Raw genomic sequence first — 17,502 nt, forward strand, 5'->3', positions numbered from 1 at the left:
GCCTGTGACGGATGCCGTTTCAGGCTAGGTGTCGGGGTCTGCCGAGGTGAATCGGCGGTACGGCCCGCCGGGACGCGGCGGCGACGGCCCGCCCGGATGACGCGGCAGCGGCCCGCCGTCAGCCCCGGGTGTGGTGGCCGACCATCTGTACGGTGCCGCTGCCCTCGATGATGTCGCCGGCCTGCCAGGCCTCGATGCCGCTGCCGGTCAGGCAGGCGAGCGCCCGGTCGGCGTCCTGGGCTGAGACGATGGCGAACATGCCGACGCCCATGTTGAACGTCGACTCCATCTCGTTGTCCTCGATCCGCCCCTTCGCCTGCACCAGATCGAAGATCGGCTGCGGCCTCCAGGTGGCGCGGTTGACCAGCGCGTCGACGTGCTCAGGGAGGATCCGCACCAGGTTTCCGGGGATGCCACCGCCGGTCACGTGGGCCAGGGCCCGGACCTCGCACTCCTCGATCAGCTTCAGGCAGTCCCGGGCGTAGATCTTGGTCGGGGTGAGCAGCTCCTCACCCAGGGTCCGCTGCCGGCCGAAGTCGTCGACCACCGTGTCCAGCCGCATCCGACCGGCACCGAGCAGCACGTGGCGGACCAGCGAGTAGCCGTTGGAGTGCAGGCCCGAGGAGCGCATCGCGATCACCACGTCGCCCACCTCGACGCGGTCCCGGCCGAGGATCTCGCTCTCCTCGACCACGCCGACGCCGGTCGCGGAGACGTCGTACTCGTCCGGCCGCAGCACCCCGGGGTGTTCGGCGGTCTCGCCGCCGAGCAGTGCGCAACCGGCGTACCGGCAGCCGTCGGAGATGCCGGCGCCGATCTCGGCGACCTTGTCCGGCACGACCTCGCCGCAGGCGATGTAGTCGAGCAGGAACAGCGGCTCCGCCCCACAGGCGACCAGGTCGTCGACCACCATCGCGACCAGGTCGATGCCGACCGTGTCGTGGATGTTCATCTGTTGGGCGATGACCAGCTTGGTGCCCACCCCGTCCGTCGACGAGGCCAGGATCGGGTGCCGGTACTTCTGCACGTCGAGCCGGAAGAGCCCGGCGAAGCCGCCGATGTCGCCCATCACCTCGGGCCGGGTCGTCTTGTGCACCTTCGACTTGAGCAGCTCGACGGCGCGCTCACCGGCGTGGATGGAGACGCCGGCGTCCGCGTACGTCACCGTGCGTTTGCGGCCGGACCGGCCGGCGCTGGCCGTCCACGGCTGGCGGTTGACCGTCCGGGCGCCGGAGTCGTCGGCGGGCGGGCCGACGTCCGCGCTGCCGCGCTCAGTCACGTGCGTCACGGTTCTCCCCTTTGTGCTTCTCGCGGCGAAGCCGCGTCGGGTAGCTGTCGAGGATCGCTCGACTCGGGCTGCCGGTCGGACGGCCGAGGCCGGTCCGGCCGGTGCTACGGGCGGTGCAGGGCCTCGGGGCCGCCAGTGCTGACAGCGAACCGTTGAGCGCCCGGGCCGGTCCGGTCGCCGCCGGCCTGATAGTCCTGCTCGGTGATGTCCCCCGGATGGCCGACCCCGCCAGCGACCCGGCGGTCCACACCTTCGAGCACGTGCTTGCCGATCAGATTGCCAGCTGGCAACTCGATCGGGTACTCCCCATCGAAACATGCCCGACACAATCGTGTCTTCGGCTGCTCGGTTGCCGCTATCAGACCGGCAAGCGATACATAACCGAGAGTATCCGCACCGATGGACCGGCGTATACCCTCAGTGTCCAGCCCGTTGGCCAGCAGCTCAGCCCGGGTGGCGAAGTCGATGCCGTAGAAGCACGGCCAGCTCACCGGCGGCGACGAGATGCGTACGTGCACCTCCAGGGCACCCGCCTCGCGCAGCATCCGCACAATCGCCCGCTGGGTGTTGCCCCGCACGATCGAATCGTCGACCACCACCAGGCGCTTGCCGCGGACGTTCTCGCGCAGCGGGTTGAGTTTCAACCGGATGCCGAGCTGGCGCAGCGTCTGGGAGGGCTGGATGAACGTACGGCCGACGTACGAGTTCTTCATCAGGCCGGCGCCGTAGGTGATGCCGGACTGCTCGGCGTAGCCGATCGCGGCCGGCGTGCCCGACTCCGGCACCGGGATCACCAGGTCCGCCTCGACCGGGTGCTCCCGGGCCAGGCGGCGGCCGATCTGCACCCGGGCGGCGTGCACGTTGCGCCCGGCGATGGTGGTGTCCGGGCGGGCGATGTACACGTACTCGAACAGGCAGCCCTTCGGCTCCGGCGGGGCGAACCGGGCCGACCGGAGCCCGTGTTCGTCGATGGCGATCAGCTCGCCTGGCTCCACCTCGCGGACCACGGTGGCGCCGACGATGTCCAGCGCGGCGGTCTCACTGGCGACCACCCAGCCCCGCTCCAGCCGGCCGAGCACCAGGGGCCGGACGCCGTGCGGGTCACGCGCCGCGTACAGCGTGGTTTCGTCCATGAAGACGAAGCTGAACGCGCCCCGCAGGGTCGGCAGCACCTCCAGCGCCGCGGCCTCGACCGACAGGTCCGGGCGGCTGGCCAGCAGGCTGGTGACCAGGGCGGTGTCCGAGGTCGAGCCGTCGCCGGACAGCCCTCGGTCGACCACCTCGCGGGCGAGCTCCGCGGTGTTGACCAGGTTGCCGTTGTGCGCCAGGGCGATCGTCGTGCCGGCGCTGGTCGCCTTGATCGTCGGCTGGGCATTCTCCCACGTCGAGCCACCGGTGGTGGAGTAGCGCGCATGCCCGATGGCGAGGTGGCCGCGCAGGCTGGCCAGGGTCGGCTCGTCGAAGACCTGGGCCACCAGGCCGAGATCCTTGTAGACCACCACGCCGGAGCCGTCACTCACCGCGATCCCAGCGGCTTCCTGGCCCCGGTGCTGCAGGGCGTAGAGACCGAAGTAGCTGAGCTTCGCGACCTCTTCCCCCGGTGCCCACACACCGAACACGCCACATGCATCCTGCGGACCGGGTCGTTGGGGATCAAGATCGTGACTCAACCGGCCGTCGCCTCGAGGCACCTGCCGCTCCCTCGTACTGGTCCGCACTGACGCCTGGCCTGCACGTGGCCTGCACGCCTCAGCGCGGGGTGTCACCGGAATACCGTCGCCGAACAGTGTACGCGAGGTTCCGGTTGGCCCAGAGTGCTCCATTTGGCCCCACACCTGCCGGGTGACCGTCGCAGCCGGCCGCCAGATCGCCGGCCTGCCTCACAGCGGCAGGTACGGCGATATATCGGCCCTCGGACCACTCGCGGAGATTTGTCCGTTCGCCATGGCCGAGGCCCAGTCGAGGTCGCCGCTCGCCAGGAGCACCCAGGTCACCGGGTCGATCTCCACCACGTTCGCGGGCGTGCCGCGGGTGTGTCGCGGCCCGGCTACACACTGAATTGCACCGTAAGGTGGGACACGGACCTCCACCGATCGGCCCGGCGCTCGCTCGGCCAGCGCCGCCAACAGCAAGCGGACCGCGTCGCGCAGCTGCACACGGGCAGGGACGGCACCGGACGCAAGGGCGTCCCGCACGGCGGCGACCGTAGTGGACTTACTGTACGGAGAGGACACATCGGGACGATACGACTAGCTCCGGTACCAGTTGCTCCCGCCCCTGGGTCGCGCACATCCGTCCCGGCAAGGCATAGTTGCCGACGGTGTACTCGTCACGGGTGACCCCTGCCCGAATCCTGGTGCGGGGGAAGGATCAAACCGGAAGGCGGTGGACGTGACAACACACCTACGAGCCTGGCTTTCGCGGGCCGGTGTTGTCGCAGCGCTGGCTGCCGTCGCACTAGTCGGCCTGCCCGCCGCGCCAGCGGCCGCCGAGGCACCCACAGTCACCATCCGCAGCCTCTCCAACGCCAACCTCACCTCCGGCGGCCGCGCCACCCTCGAATTCGAGGTCCGCAACAACAACCCGGCCGACGAAGAGGTGGAGGGCGGGACGTCCTTCAACATCCGGGTCGCCACGAACATCAACGAGCTGCGGTGCGAAGGTCAGTGCGACTTCACCGACACGATCGACCGGGGCGCGAGCAAGACCTACACGGTCGAGCTGATCGCCGGCAACGTCGGGACCAACCAGAACCGCACCGGCCGGGTGGAGATCGTCGCCGTGGTCGACGGAGAGAACGGCCGGGTCCAGCGCGACGTCTCGGTCCGCGGGCCGCAGGAGGCGCCCCGGGTCAAGGAGGTCGCCGGCAAGGTCACCGACGTCTCCACCGGTGTACCGATCGAAGGCGCCGTGGTCGTGATGAGCGACTCGCAGAGCAACAGCTACGACACCACCACCAACGGCAACGGCAACTACCGGTTCACCTCCAGCAACGACCGACCCATCGTCCCCGGCGACATCCGGATCGCGGCGACCGCCGACGAGTACGACGACAGCGATGTGAAGGTCGTCACCGCCGCCGCCGGGCAGTCGATCACCGTCGACCGGATCACCCTGAAGTCGAACGTGGAGCCGACCCCGTCGGCCACCCCGGAGGCGACCCCGTCGGCGACCGCCGAGGCGACGCCGAGCGGCGCGGCCACCGACGCCCCACCGGTCGACACCGAGAACCTGGCGAACGAGAGCAGCGGCGGGGGGATGGGCTCCTGGCTGCTGATCATCATGGGCGGCCTGCTGGTCGCGCTCGGTGTCGGGGCCATCGTGCTGCTGTTGGTGCGGCGCAAGGACGGCGACGTCGACGACGACCCGGAGCCGGCCGACGACGACCCAGCTGGCGGTCGGGCCGCCGCGCCGGGAAGTCGAGGCGTCTACCACGGTGCCGACGACGCGACCCGGGTGGCGATGCCGCCGATGCCGCCCGGCCCGGTCTCCGACGCCACCATGGTGACCCGGCCGTCGTTGTCGGACGCGCCGACGATGCTGCACCAGATGCCACCGATCAAGGACGAGTTTCCCGACCCGTACGGTGCTCCGCCGCCGCCCGGTCCGACCCCGCCGGGCGGGCCCGAACCACGGTACGGCGCGGACCAGCGCCCCGGTTGGGGTGGACCACCGACCCAGCCCGGCTACGGCTCCGACCCCGCCGGTGCTACCAGCGTTTACGGCGCGGTTCCCGGCGCCGACCAGCCGGGTAGTGGATCCGGCTACGGCGGACCGGGCGGTGCTGCCCGCTCCGGCGGCACCTACGGCGGCAGTCAGTACGGCGGCAACGCCCCGTCGTCCGGGGCACCCGGCACCTACGGCGTCCCGCCCTCGTCCGGCGGCCCGTACGGCGGTGCCCCGTCGTCCGGCGGCCCGTACGGCGGCAACGCCCCGTCGTCCGGGGCACCCGGCACCTACGGCACCCCGCCGGCACCCGGTCAGTACGGCGAGCCGGCCGGTCGGCCGCCAGCCGACGAGGCCGGCGGCTACCGCAGTAGCCGGAGCTTCGGCGACGCCGGCGGCGCGGGCTACTCCGGCGGCAGCTACGGAGCGGACTCCCCCGCCGGCGGGTACGGCGCCGATCGTTACGACGAGCCGACCGGGCGCTACGAGCCGGGCGGCTACGGGCAGTCCGGCCCACCGTACGAATCCGCCGGTTACCCCGGCCCGGATCAGGGGCGCGGCGACGTGCCGCCACCACCGCGTGGTCCGGAGCCGCCGCAGCCCGGCTACCGGGGCGGCAGCCCCGGTTACGGGCCGGAGGGCGGTGGTTACGGCACAAGTGCCGGCTACGGCGGAAGCTACGGGGAAAGTCAGCCCCAGGCCGGTGGCTACCCGGACGCGGGCTACCCGGCCGGTGGCTACGGTGGCGACCGGGGCAGCGGCTACGGCTCCGACCAGGGCTACGGGTCGGCGGGCTACGAGTCCGGCCGGGAACCAGGCGGGTACGGTGCCCCAACCGGTGGCGGCTACGACCAGGGCGGCGGCTACGACGACCGCCGCGTCCCGGACCAACGGGGTGGCTACGACCAGCAGATGCCGTACGGACAGCAGCCCTACGACCAGCAGCCGTACGGCGGTGAGCAGCCGCCCGGGGACCAGCCGCGGCATGGTGCCACGCCGCAGGCAGGCAACCGGGGTGAGCGACGTTCCCTCGACTGGCTCGACGACTGACGGCCGATCGACGCGACATCAATGAGATGGGCCGGACCCTAGCGGGGTCCGGCCCATCATCGCTCGGTCAGCTTGTCGTCCGCCCGGTCAGCTCTGGTTCTTCGGCTTGCTGGCGGACGGATCGGGGCGGTCCACCGGCTGAGCCGCGTCGCCGTCGGCCGCCTCGTCGTCGGCCGCATCGTCGTCGGCCACCGTGTCGCTGTCGGTGACTGCTTCCGTTTCCCGCTCGGTCACCGCAGCAGGCTCGCTCACCGCGTCAGCCTCGTCGCTGTCCGGGTCGACGTCCACGGTCGCCGGGATGTGCTCCGGCGTACCGGCCGGGGCGTCGACCGCAACCGCGTCACTGGCCAGGATCCCGACTGCGTCCGGATCCTGCGGGTCCGCCGGCACGTTGCGCGGCCCTACCGCGCTGAACAGCGCCGGCAGGGTGCCGGTGTGCGCGCCACGCAGCTCGTCCAGACCGACGCTGAACTGATCGCGGACCTCCAACAGGCGGGCCGCCGGATCGGTCACCCCGATCATGGTCCAGGGCAGTCCGTGCTCCACGCAGAGCGCGGTGAACGCCTTCTCGTGCCCGCGCGGCACGGCCACCATGGCCCGCCCCGCCGACTCGCTGAACAGGAACACGAACGGCATAGAGCCGTCACTGAACTCCGGCGGCAACGCGATCCGCGCCCCGATCGACCGGCGCAGGCACGCCTCGACCAGTGCCTGGGCGAGCCCTCCGTCGGAGAGGTCGTGGGCCGAGGTGATGTGCCCCACCCGGGCCGCCTCAGCGATCACGGTGGCCAGCACCCGCTCCCGGTCCAGGTCGACCTTGGGCGGCGTACCGCCGAGGTGCCGGTGGGTGACCCAGGCCCATTCCGATCCGGAGAGTTCCAGCTCGGTCTCGCCGAGCAGCATGATCAGGTCACCGTCGCTGTGTGACGGCGGCACGAAGCCCATCGGGACGCGCTGCGCCACGTCGTCGAGCACCCCGAGCACACCGACCACCGGGGTGGGGTGGATCGCGGCGGCACCGGTCTGGTTGTAGAAGCTGACATTGCCGCCGGTCACCGGGATACCTAGCTCGGCGCAGCCGTCGGCGAGGCCGCGAACCGCCTCGGCGAACTGCCACATCACGCTCGGGTCCTCGGGGGAGCCGAAGTTGAGGCAGTTCGTGACCGCCACCGGGCGGGCACCGGTCACCGCCACATTGCGGTACGACTCGGCAAGCGCGAGCTTCGCCCCCTGGTACGGGTCAAGCCGGGCGTACCGTCCGTTGCCGTCGACCGACAGGGCGACGCCGAGCCCGCTCTGCTCGTCGATCCGGATGACCCCGGCGTCCTCGGGCTGGGCCAGCACGGTGTTGCCCAGCACGTACCGGTCGTACTGCTCGGTCACCCAGCTGCGGTCGCACAGGTTCGGCGAGGCGATCATCCGCAGCAGGGTTTCCCGCAGCTCGTCCGGGGAGCCGGGGCGGGGCAGCGTCTCCGCCCGGTCGGCCTGCAGCAGGATCAGGTCCGCCGGCTCGCGCATCGGCCGGGCGTAGACCGGGCCGTCGTCGGCCAGCGACCCCGGTGGAACGTCGACCACCACGTGGTCACGCCAGGTGATCACCAGCCGTCCGGGCCGACCGTCCGGCTCGGTCGGGGTGACCTCACCGATCGCGGTGGCCAGCACGCCCCACTTCTCGGCGGTGGCGAGCACCGCGTCGAGCTGCGCCGGCTCGACGATCAGCAGCATCCGTTCCTGCGACTCGCTGGCCAGGATCTCGTGCGGCTCCATCGACGGCTCACGCAGCGGGACCCGCTCCAGCCAGACCCGCATGCCAGTGCCGGCAGCGGCGGCGGTCTCGGTGAGCGCGCAGGTCAAACCGGCGCCGCCGAGGTCCTGGATGCCGACGACCAGCCCGGCGTCGTACAGCTCCAGGCACGACTCGATCAGCAGCTTCTCCATGAACGGGTCGCCGACCTGTACCGACGGGCGACGCTGCTGGCTGGCGTCGTCGAAGGTGGCGCTGGCCAGCACCGACACCCCGCCGATGCCGTCCCGGCCGGTCTTGGCACCCATCAGCACCACGACGTTGCCGGCTCCGGCGGCGGCCTTGTTCTGCAGCCGGTCGACCGGCAGTACGCCGAGGCAGAGCGCGTTGACCAGCGGGTTTCCCTGGTAGCAGGGGTCGAACACGACCTCGCCGCCGATGTTGGGCAGGCCCAGGCAGTTGCCGTAGCCGCCGACCCCGGCGACGACGCCGGGCAGCACCCGGGCCGTGTCGGGGTGGTCGGCGGCGCCGAACCGCAGCGGGTCCATCACGGCGACCGGGCGGGCGCCCATGGCGAGGATGTCGCGGACGATGCCGCCGACGCCGGTGGCCGCCCCCTGGTACGGCTCGACGAAGCTGGGGTGGTTGTGCGACTCGACCTTGAAGGTGACGGCGAGGGTGTCGGAGACCCGGATGACGCCGGCGTTCTCCCCGATGCCGGCGAGCATCAGGTCACTGGCCGGAGCCTTCTCGCTGAACTGCCGCAGATGCACCTTGCTCGACTTGTAGGAGCAGTGTTCGCTCCACATGATCGAGTACATGGCGAGCTCGGACTGGGTCGGCCGGCGGCCGAGGATCTGTTGGATCCGCTCGTACTCGTCGTCACGCAGCCCCAGCTCGGTGTACGGCTGCAGCTCACCAGGGGTGTCGGTGGCGCGTTCGACGGTGTCCGGGCCACCGGCGTACCGGTCGACCGGTACGCCGAGGTCGGTCTCTGCCGGGCCGGCGGCGGCCGCCGCCTCCGACTGGGTGGTCATGCCGGCACTCCCGCGAGGTGCTTGAGGATGGAGGTGAAGAAGCCCAGCCCGTCCCGGGACGGACCGGTCAGGTCCTCGACGGCGTGTTCCGGGTGGGGCATCAGCCCGACGACGTTGCCGGTGGGGTTGGTGATGCCAGCGATGTCCCGCAGCGAACCGTTGGGGTTGCCGCCGACGTAGCGGGCCACCACCCGGCCGGTCGACTCCAACTCGTCAAGGGTCTGTTCGTCGGCCACGTAGCAGCCTTCGCCGCTCTTGAGCGGGACGAGGATCTCCTGCTTCGGAGAGAACGCGTTGGTGAACGCGGTCCCGGCGGTCTCGACGCGGAGCATCTGGTCCCGGTTGCGGAAGTGCAGGTGCTGGTTGCGGGTGAGCGCGCCGGGCAGCAGGTGGGCCTCGCAGAGGATCTGGAAGCCGTTGCAGATGCCGAGCACCGGTAGGCCGTCACCGGCAGCAGCGACGATCGACTGCATGACCGGGGCGAACCGGGCGATGGCTCCGCAGCGCAGATAGTCGCCGTACGAGAAGCCACCGGGTAGCACCACCGCCTCGACGCCGCGCAGATCGGCGTCGCCGTGCCACAGTCGGACCGGCTCCCCACCGGCGAGCCGCACCGCGCGGGCGGCGTCGCCGTCGTCGAGCGAGCCCGGGAAGGTGACCACCCCGATCCGGGCACTCATGATGGATCACCGGCTGTCTCAGGCTGCTCGGCCACCCGGACCTGGTAGTCCTCGATGACCGGGTTGGCCAGCAACTTGTCCGCGATCTCACGGGCCCGATCCAGGTCGGGCTCGCCGGCGAACTCGATCTCGATCCGTCGGCCGATCCGCACCGCCGAGACGTCGCTGACACCGAGTCTCGGCAGCGCGTTCGCGACAGCCTGGCCCTGGGGATCGAGAATTTCCGGCTTGAGCATGACGTCGACGACGACGCGAGCCACGTGGCACTCCTGACCGTGTACGCGTTGGGGGTGCCGGCCTCGAACGGGCCGCGCACCGCTCAGCCTACCTGGTGGCACCGGGTGCGACGCACCGGCGGTCGAAGAGCCGAATCGGTGATCGGGCCACAAATCAGCCACGAACCGATAACGACGACATCGGCCACCGCCGACGGACCGGCTCACTGGGCAGACCGAACGCCCACGAACGGCCTGCCGCACCCCCGTTGGCGACCGCCACCGGACGCAGCGCGGGATCGAGAGCGCGGGACGCCACTGCGGGGCATCAACGCATCGTATGACTTCGATTTGATTCTTGTAGATGACCGCCGTAGGGCTTAACGTCATTCGTCAAACGCCCGATGACGACCGTCGGACGGACGCTGTAACACTCTGCCGCCGGATAACAGGTCCGGCGGCGTGGCTCACCACCCGTACCCCGGGTCGCCCCCTCGGAAGGAGCCCACCCATGCGTGTTCGCCTGGCTGCGGCAGCAGTAGCCACCACCCTGATCGGCCTGCTGGCCACGCCGACCGCGGCGACGGCCGCACCGGAAGAGATCATCGGCGGCGGGACGGTGTCGTCTGCCCCGTGGGCCGCCGCGGTCTTCAGCAACGGCTCGTTCACCTGTTCCGGCACGATCATCGCCGCCAACTGGGTGCTCACCGCGCGGCACTGTGTCAGCGGCTCCATGTCGGTCCGGATCGGCAGCGTCTACCGCTCCTCCGGCGGCGTCACCCGTACGATCAGCTCCGCGTACGGCCGCTACGACCTGGCGCTGCTCTACTTCTCCAGCCCGGTCAGCACCAGCTATGTGACGCTGTCCAGCAGCTACCCGCCGGTCGGCTCGACCAACAGCATCTACGGCTGGGGCATGACCTGCTACAGCGGCTGCGGCGCGTCGACCCAGCTGAAGACCGCCTCGGTCCAGGTGACCAGCACCAGCGTCAGCGACGCGTACGGCGGCCGGGCGATCCGCAGCACCCGGATCAACGGCAACGCCTGGCGGGGCGACTCCGGCGGCCCGCAGTTCTACAACGGCCAGCAGGTCGGGGTGGCGTCGACCGCCAACGGCGTCAACATCCAGAACTATGGCAGTGTCGCGTACAACCGGTCCTGGATCCGGTCGGTGACCGGCGTCTGACCCCGAGCTGAACCTGGTCTGGGACCGACTGGTTCTGGCGCGCGACGGCGCGGACCCCGTGGACTGATCACGGAGTCCGCGCCGCCCTGCTCTCACCGGCTGTGCGGCATCCGGTCGCTACCGACGGGTGCCGGCGAGCGCCGCCACCAGCGCTCGGGCGCTCTTGACCAGCTCGCTCGACCCACGACGCGCCGCCACGGTGGTCACCTGCGGAATCTCGCCGCTCGCCCCGCACCGCAGCACGCACTCCACCGCAAGGGTCAGCAACTTCCCTACCCCCCGCGCCACCGGTTCGCCTTCGAGCAGGCCGGGGAGCGCGCCTCGACACACCGACCACACCGTGGCGTACGCACCGGTAGCGGCCATCTCCCCCAGAGTCTCGATTGCCCGGCTGAGGGTCACAAACGAATACCCCTCGGGACCAAGCTTCACGATCTGCCGGCCGAGCAGTTCGCCGTTGAGGTCACCACGGGCAGCCAGGACCAGGGTCGCGTCGATCGCCGCCGCGCGTTCCCGAGGACGGTCGGCGTCCATGGCCAGCGCGAGTCTGAGATGCAGGGCGAAATCGGCCGGGCCGCCCGACTCGGCCAATTGCGGAAGCAGACGCATCCAGGCCCGCCTGTCCCGCTCCGTGTAGGGCTCACGAGCGCTGTAGTCGTAGTAGCAGTTCGCCACCCTGTCCCGGTGGTGCGGCAACGTGGCCACCCAGGCCGCCAACTGGTTGCGGCACTGCCGATCCCACCTCGTGCCGGTACGGAAGAGCCGCTCGGCGTCGGCCGGCAGTTGTAGATCGGTCACGGCCCCGGGCAGGTCGATCAACTTGTGCACGATGTCGAAGGCACCGATTTTGTCCCAGTCGTCCGGTGTCGACGGCTGATGCGGGTAGCCGCCGGCCCGTAGCCAGCTGGACAGCTGGCGACCGGCGTCGCCCGGCAGCCTGTCGGCCGCATCGATGATCCGCTCATCGGTGGTGGGAATGACCCGCAGCAGGGCCTGACCAAGATCGGCCGATCGCGCGGCGATGCCACGCTCGGCATACCCCGTCAGGCGCTCCACGAGTACCGCCGCGTCGAGGGCTCCGGTGGCGTCGGTCGGGACCGCCAGCAGGTACGGAAGGTCGCCGGCGCGTACCGCCACGGCGGCCTCCCGAATACGTGTGGCGAGCAGCTGACCTGGGGGCGAGAACTCGCCGCGGCAACAGCAGCAGCGCGCAACGAGCCAGTCGTCGTCCGGCACCGCTCCGGTCACCGCCTGGACGACGACCCACAGGTGTACGGGTGTGCAGTCACTGGGCCGTCCCGGTACCCGCCGCACGACGGGAACCAGCGCCGCGGCGAGTCCGGCCCGGTCGTGCACCGAATGACGGACGAGTCCGTCGAGCGCCTGCTCGAACAGCACGATGTCCTGGCTGCCGGCCAGCACAGCGGCCACCTGCTCGGCGACCTCGGCGGGCGTGCCGAGCGGTTCCGGCACCGCGGCGGGCGCGCGGACCAGCGGCAGCGTCTCGACGTACGGCTCGTCGCGCCGCGCCACCGGTCCGAACAGGTCAGCGGCCTGCGCCGACAGTGCAGGTGTCAGCCGGTCCGCCGCCGCCTGCAGGACAGCCCTGATGGGTTCGTCGGCACCAACCTGCTCCGCCGCCGAGGCAGCATCCAGATGCCGGGCGATCATCTTGAGCGCCTGCTCCTGCACGGCGATGTCCGGATGTCCGAACGCCAGAGCTGCCGATCGCACCAGCTGGCCGGCTCGTGCCGGGTCTCGTCGCGCTGTCCGGTCGAGCCACGTCAGGTGCGCCCGGATGAGCTTCTTGTCCGCTCGACGAAGGAGTCGTCGGGTCGTTTCGGTGACCAGCTCCGGCTCGATCAGGCCGGCCTCGTCAAGCTCGGCGAGGCGGACCCGGGCGTACTCGGCCACCGGCACCCACAGGTCCAACAACATGAGATAGTCACGGCCGACGGCCGCATGTTGCGCCAAGGCGGGGGGTAGGTCGTTGATCATCTCGAGGCAGCTCCGCAGCTCCCTGCGTTCGCTCGTCTGCCGGACCCGCTCCAGCCACCCCTGCAGCCTCGTCGACCAGTACTCCGCCGCCAGGGCACGCCACCGCGGATCATCAGCGATCAACCGCACCAGCGCCTTGTCCCCTCGCGGCGAGCAGAGATGGCCCCAGTCCACTCGGCGGAAGACGAGGTCGACGACGTGGTCGCCGCTGATCAGGCCAGCCTCGATCAGTTCGGCCTGTGCAGAGTCCGACATGTATTTGTCTGGGTTCGTTCGGGCGATAGGCAACAGGATCGGGGCGAGCGGGTCGTTTCGCACCCGCTCTCCGAACGTCATGCCGGGCGGGTTGGGGACCAGATCCGGGTCCCCGCCGTACCACCGGGCTGAGAGCCAGTTGAGGAGGAACGAGCGGGAGGTCGGCGGGGGGCAGCCGGTGCGCCGGATCAGGTAGTCGGCAAGCGGGAAGAGTTTCCTTGCACTGTCGATCGCGGCGACCAGCTCGGCCTGCTGCTCGGCCGTCCAGTGGTCGACCACCTCGACCACCCACCGGTGCGGCCCAGCGGTCTTGTTCTTGTCGTCCTCCCAACTGATGTCAGCCTTCTGGCAGTAGTGGTTCTCCATCCGGGTGAGCCATTTTCCGGCTGTGCCGGGGTCGGGTTGCGCGGCGAATTCGGCGGCGAGGCGCCCGAACCGCTCCGGCTGAGGCAACTTCTTCCACTTGCCACACAGCAGTGCCGTCCGGAACTCGGCGAGCGTCTCGGCGTGTCCGGCGCGCCGTGCCGGGGTTAGCTTGCTCATCGCCCGGCCCACCCCGGCCACGTCACCAGCGACGATCCGGTCCATCATGTCCACTGTAGCCTCACATCGAGTTCGTGGTGATACGGGCGGCGAGCACGTGCTTGCACGGCCCTCGTCCGCCCTGGTACTTCGCCCACCAGAGGCAGGTGCAGCTCACCCAGCCGGCGGCACCGAACCGTACGGTGTGGATCTCCTTGCCCGTACCGACGGTCGCCAACCCGTCGGCGATCGTGACGGCACCGGCTGCGACCAGCTTGCGCGCTGCCCGCAGCCGCGGATTGAACCTTTCGACCTGCTGCGGCCGGTACGGCAGGTCGCGGTGGAAGTGCGACTGCTCGGCGAGGTCATAGCCGACCTGACCTGCCGTGCCCAGGGTGGTCAGGGCTGCCCGGACCCGGTGTGACGGCAGGTCCGCCATCCGGGCCAGCTGGTCGACATCGATCGTCGGGTCCCAGGCCAGCAGCGCGGACACCAGGGCGGCGTCCTCGGTCGCCGTCGAAGTGGCCAGATCGTCGAGCACCCCGCCCTCGCCGGAGAAGCCCCGTGCCGCCGCCGGCGAGAGCATCAAGGTCAGCCGCATCCCCGGCAGCCGTGCCTCCCACGCGACGGGCCCGAGGGTCCCGTCGGCTGGGGCGTAGATCCGGACGGCGTCCGCGTACGGCAGGACCGGCCACAGCGTGGTCAGCCGCTCGACGCCGGGCAGGCCGATCGTGCCCGGTCCGGGGCGGGTGGCCGGGCGCAGGCCGCGGCCGGTCACGCTCACCCAGTGCGTGGTGCCGATGACTGACCGGGTGGTAGGGCGTGGCGCTGCCCGCAGGACCGCCTCCGCGTCCGCCGGCGACACCTCCGCCCGCAGGCTCAGCCCGGTGGCCAGCACCTGCGCCTCGGCGAAGCCGCGCACCCACCGCGACGGCAGGGGTACCTGCTTCTCCACGTACCGCCCGTCGAGCGTCGTGACGGCAACCTCGTCCGCCCCGACGAGCAGGTGCAGCGGCGTGGCAGCACCGACCCGGTTGAGCGCTCGGCGGAAATCCGAGTTGACGTCGACGTTGGTGGTGCCGTGCCGGATCACCTCGCCGTCCAGGCCGTCGTCGAGGATGTCGAGGCGGGCGTAGACCCCGCAGCATCCGGAGAAGGACTCGATCCGCAGCCGGTCGCCGTTGGCCGTGACCACCGGGTCCAGCGAGGCGGCGAGCTGTGGCCGGTAGTAACGCGTCGCCGCCACGTCGGCGACGACGAGGAACGCGGTCGCGGCAGCGACGGGGGCGGTAAGGAAACCTGTGAACAGCTGCGGATGCGTCACCGGGCCCTCGGGGGTCACCCCGCCGGATGTCTCCAGCAGCATGGTCAGCCGGCCTGCATCTCCCTGGAGGCGGGAGAGCCCGCGGTACGCGTAGTCGTAGTCGGACACGGCGGCAATCCTGGCAGGAGTGCCCAAGAACCGCCCAGTAGCCCCAACCAGCCAAGAAACGGATGAACTGCCGTTTCGTTGGCGAGGAGGGCCGTCGCTCCGCGGCCGTGGATCCTCTATTCCCGGCAGTTGACTAGTGCCTGCCCAGCGGGTGTCCGCTGACCGTTAGCTGGCGCGGGCTCCGCTGAGGTACCAAGTGGCCGCGCTGTGCCGTTTGACGGATGGCGCAGGCCCCACCAATGCCCGCGAGCAGGGCACACCATCACTCATAGCATCGGTTCCGTGCTGATCGTGACGACGAACGATCTACCGGGATACGAGATCCGGATCGTGCTGGGTGAGGTGGTCACCTCCGTGGTCCGCTCGATCAACCCCTTCAAGGAAGGCGTCAAGGCGCTGCGGGGCGGCAAGTCCGACCCGGGCGGACCGGCCAGCCTCACCAAGTACCGGACCGAGATCATCGGCAAGCTGGGCGATGCCGCCAAGAAGAAGGGCGCGAACGCCGTCATCGGAATGCGGTTCGACACCCGGCAGGTGGGCAGCACCCACATGGAGCTCTGCGCGTACGGGACGGCCGCCGTGGTGCTGCAGCTCCGGCCCGACGCCGGCGACGACTCGAAGCAGTTCAAGGTCGACGCGAGTCACTCCGACGCCAGCGCCGGCAACGACACCAGCGGCTCGGCCGGCTCCGGCGGCAGATAGGTCCACCGAATCGGGGCCGGCAGCAGCTAGCTCTACAGGATCGGGGCCGGTTGGTAGGCGGCGGCCACCGGGTGGTCGGCGACCACCGCGGCCACCCGGTCCGCCACCGCCCGCACCTGCGACGGCGCGGCGCCGACGAAGCCAGCCCGGTCGGCGACCACCAGGGCGATCTCGTCCCGGCTCAACCCGAGCCGCCCGTCGGCGGCGAGCCGGTCGAACAGGTCGTTGTCGGCGGCACCCTGCTCCCGCATGGCCAGCGCCACCGCGACCGCGTGCTCCTTGATCACCTCGTGCGCTGTCTCCCGGCCGACGCCGCCACGCACCGCCGCGACGAGAATCCGGGTGGTGGCCAGGAAGGGCAGATAGCGGTCGAGTTCCCGGGCGACCACCGCCGGGTACGCGCCGAACTCGTCAAGCACGGTGAGGAAGGTCTGGAACAGCCCGTCGGCGGCGAAGAACGCGTCCGGCAGCGCCACCCGACGTACCACCGAGCACGAGACGTCGCCCTCGTTCCACTGGTCGCCAGCGAGCTCGCCCACCATCGACAGGTAGCCCCGGATCACCACGGCCAGCCCGTTCACCCGCTCGCTGGAGCGGGTGTTCATCTTGTGCGGCATGGCGCTGGAGCCGACCTGCCCGGGCCGAAAGCCCTCGGTGACCAGCTCGTGGCCGACCATCAGCCGGATGGTGGTGGCCAGCGAGGACGGGGCGGCGGCGACCTGGGCCAGGGCGGAGAGCACGTCCAGGTCGAGGGATCGGGGGTAGACCTGGCCGACGCTGTCCAGCACCCGCCGGAAGCCGAGGTGACCGGCGACCCGGCGCTCCAGCTCGGCGACCTTGGCGGCGTCACCGTCGAAGAGGTCCAGCTGGTCGGCGGCGGTGCCGACCGGCCCCTTGACGCCGCGCAGCGGGTAGCGGTCGATCAGGTCGGTCAACCGTTCGTACGCGATGAGCAGCTCCTCGGCCGCCGACGCGAACCGCTTGCCCAGCGTGGTGGCCTGGGCGGCGACGTTGTGCGAGCGGCCGGCGAGGACCAGCTCGGTGTGCTCGACGGCGAGCCGGGCCAGCCTGGCCAGGGTGCTGACGACCCGGTCGCGGATCAGCTCCAGCGATGCCCGGATCTGCAGCTGTTCGACGTTTTCGGTCAGGTCCCGGGAAGTCATCCCCTTGTGGATGTGCTCGTGGCCGGCGAGCGCGCTGAACTCCTCGATCCGGGCCTTGACATCGTGTCGGGTGATCCGCTCGCGCTCGGCGATGGCGGCCAGGTCGACCTGGTCGACGACCCGCTCGTACGCGTCGATCACCCCGTCCGGCACCGCGATGCCGAGGTCGCGCTGGGCGCGCAGGACGGCGAGCCAGAGTTTGCGCTCCAGCCGGATCTTCTCCTGCGGGGACCAGAGAGCGGCAAGCTCGACGGAGGCGTACCGGGCGGCGAGCACGTTGGGAATCTGCGGACGCGATGTCACGTACGGCAGTCTGACACGCCGACCTGCCGGCACCGCCGGGCAGCCGGCGAGCACCGGCGGACCGCTGACCCTCTCGGCGTTCCTCGTGCTCCGTAGCTGCACCAGCACCCTGGCAGTCGGTCGCGATCTGACCGATCTGGCCAATCTAGCGATAATTGCGTAACTGGTCGCATTTTCTCTCGTTCAGCCTGTCGTTGCCGAATTCTTCCGGCCACACCACTCCTGCTCCTGCCCGCCAGTGCGAGTCGTATCCCCACCTGG

Annotated in this window: 12 protein-coding genes; 3 read left to right on the forward strand and 9 right to left on the reverse strand. The window is 70.6% G+C overall.

Going from position 1 to position 17,502, the window contains the following annotated elements:
• Positions 1-118: 118 nt before the first annotated feature.
• The 3 genes from purM to O7543_RS19330 form a co-directional block, all read right to left on the reverse strand.
• Positions 119-1,165 (reverse strand): phosphoribosylformylglycinamidine cyclo-ligase, encoded by a 1,047-nt coding sequence (gene purM, locus O7543_RS19320; RefSeq protein ID WP_348650141.1) that lies wholly within the window; start codon positions 1,163-1,165, stop codon positions 119-121.
• A 227-nt stretch (positions 1,166-1,392) separates the two neighbouring features.
• Positions 1,393-2,979: an amidophosphoribosyltransferase gene (purF, locus tag O7543_RS19325; protein ID WP_233606602.1), complete on the reverse strand. Its 1,587-nt coding sequence runs from the start codon at positions 2,977-2,979 to the stop codon at positions 1,393-1,395.
• Positions 2,980-3,168: 189 nt separating this feature from the next.
• Positions 3,169-3,483, reverse strand: coding sequence for a sterol carrier family protein (locus O7543_RS19330; protein WP_281552553.1), 315 nt, complete (start codon positions 3,481-3,483; stop codon positions 3,169-3,171).
• Between the two features lie 196 nt (positions 3,484-3,679).
• Here O7543_RS19330 and O7543_RS19335 point away from each other — a divergent pair, with 196 nt between their 5' ends.
• Positions 3,680-6,004, forward strand: coding sequence for a carboxypeptidase regulatory-like domain-containing protein (locus O7543_RS19335; protein ID WP_281552552.1), 2,325 nt, complete (start codon positions 3,680-3,682; stop codon positions 6,002-6,004).
• Between the two features lie 87 nt (positions 6,005-6,091).
• Here O7543_RS19335 and purL read toward each other — a convergent pair whose 3' ends face one another.
• Genes purL through purS form a run of 3 tightly spaced genes read right to left on the reverse strand, consistent with a single transcriptional unit; the run spans position 6,092 to position 9,725 of the window.
• Complete coding sequence (gene purL / locus O7543_RS19340; RefSeq protein WP_281552551.1) at positions 6,092-8,785, reverse strand: phosphoribosylformylglycinamidine synthase subunit PurL; 2,694 nt, start codon at positions 8,783-8,785, stop codon at positions 6,092-6,094.
• Positions 8,782-9,465: a phosphoribosylformylglycinamidine synthase subunit PurQ gene (gene purQ / locus O7543_RS19345; protein ID WP_281552550.1), complete on the reverse strand. Its 684-nt coding sequence runs from the start codon at positions 9,463-9,465 to the stop codon at positions 8,782-8,784. The genes purL and purQ overlap by 4 nt, the downstream gene beginning before the upstream one ends.
• Positions 9,462-9,725 (reverse strand): phosphoribosylformylglycinamidine synthase subunit PurS, encoded by a 264-nt coding sequence (gene purS, locus O7543_RS19350; protein ID WP_281552549.1) that lies wholly within the window; start codon positions 9,723-9,725, stop codon positions 9,462-9,464. Before purS ends, purQ begins: the two co-directional genes overlap by 4 nt.
• A gap of 466 nt (positions 9,726-10,191) precedes the next feature.
• Here purS and O7543_RS19355 point away from each other — a divergent pair, with 466 nt between their 5' ends.
• Positions 10,192-10,866 carry a DUF1986 domain-containing protein gene (locus O7543_RS19355; protein ID WP_281552548.1) on the forward strand — a complete coding sequence of 225 codons (675 nt, stop codon included), beginning with the start codon at positions 10,192-10,194 and terminating at the stop codon, positions 10,864-10,866.
• Between the two features lie 117 nt (positions 10,867-10,983).
• Here O7543_RS19355 and O7543_RS19360 read toward each other — a convergent pair whose 3' ends face one another.
• Entirely contained in the window at positions 10,984-13,710 is a 2,727-nt protein-coding gene (locus O7543_RS19360; RefSeq protein WP_281552547.1) for a hypothetical protein, read from the reverse strand.
• Between the two features lie 13 nt (positions 13,711-13,723).
• Positions 13,724-15,073 (reverse strand): SWIM zinc finger family protein, encoded by a 1,350-nt coding sequence (locus O7543_RS19365; RefSeq protein ID WP_281552546.1) that lies wholly within the window; start codon positions 15,071-15,073, stop codon positions 13,724-13,726.
• A gap of 282 nt (positions 15,074-15,355) precedes the next feature.
• Between O7543_RS19365 and O7543_RS19370 the strand changes: the two genes are divergently transcribed.
• Positions 15,356-15,775, forward strand: coding sequence for a heavy metal-binding domain-containing protein (locus tag O7543_RS19370; protein WP_281552545.1), 420 nt, complete (start codon positions 15,356-15,358; stop codon positions 15,773-15,775).
• A gap of 32 nt (positions 15,776-15,807) precedes the next feature.
• Here the strand turns inward: O7543_RS19370 and purB are convergent, their stop codons facing one another.
• Positions 15,808-17,241: an adenylosuccinate lyase gene (gene purB, locus O7543_RS19375; protein ID WP_281552544.1), complete on the reverse strand. Its 1,434-nt coding sequence runs from the start codon at positions 17,239-17,241 to the stop codon at positions 15,808-15,810.
• Between the last annotated feature and the right edge of the window lie 261 nt (positions 17,242-17,502).

It is taken from the genome of Solwaraspora sp. WMMA2080, assembly GCF_027497395.1.
Taxonomy (GTDB): domain Bacteria; phylum Actinomycetota; class Actinomycetes; order Mycobacteriales; family Micromonosporaceae; genus Micromonospora_E.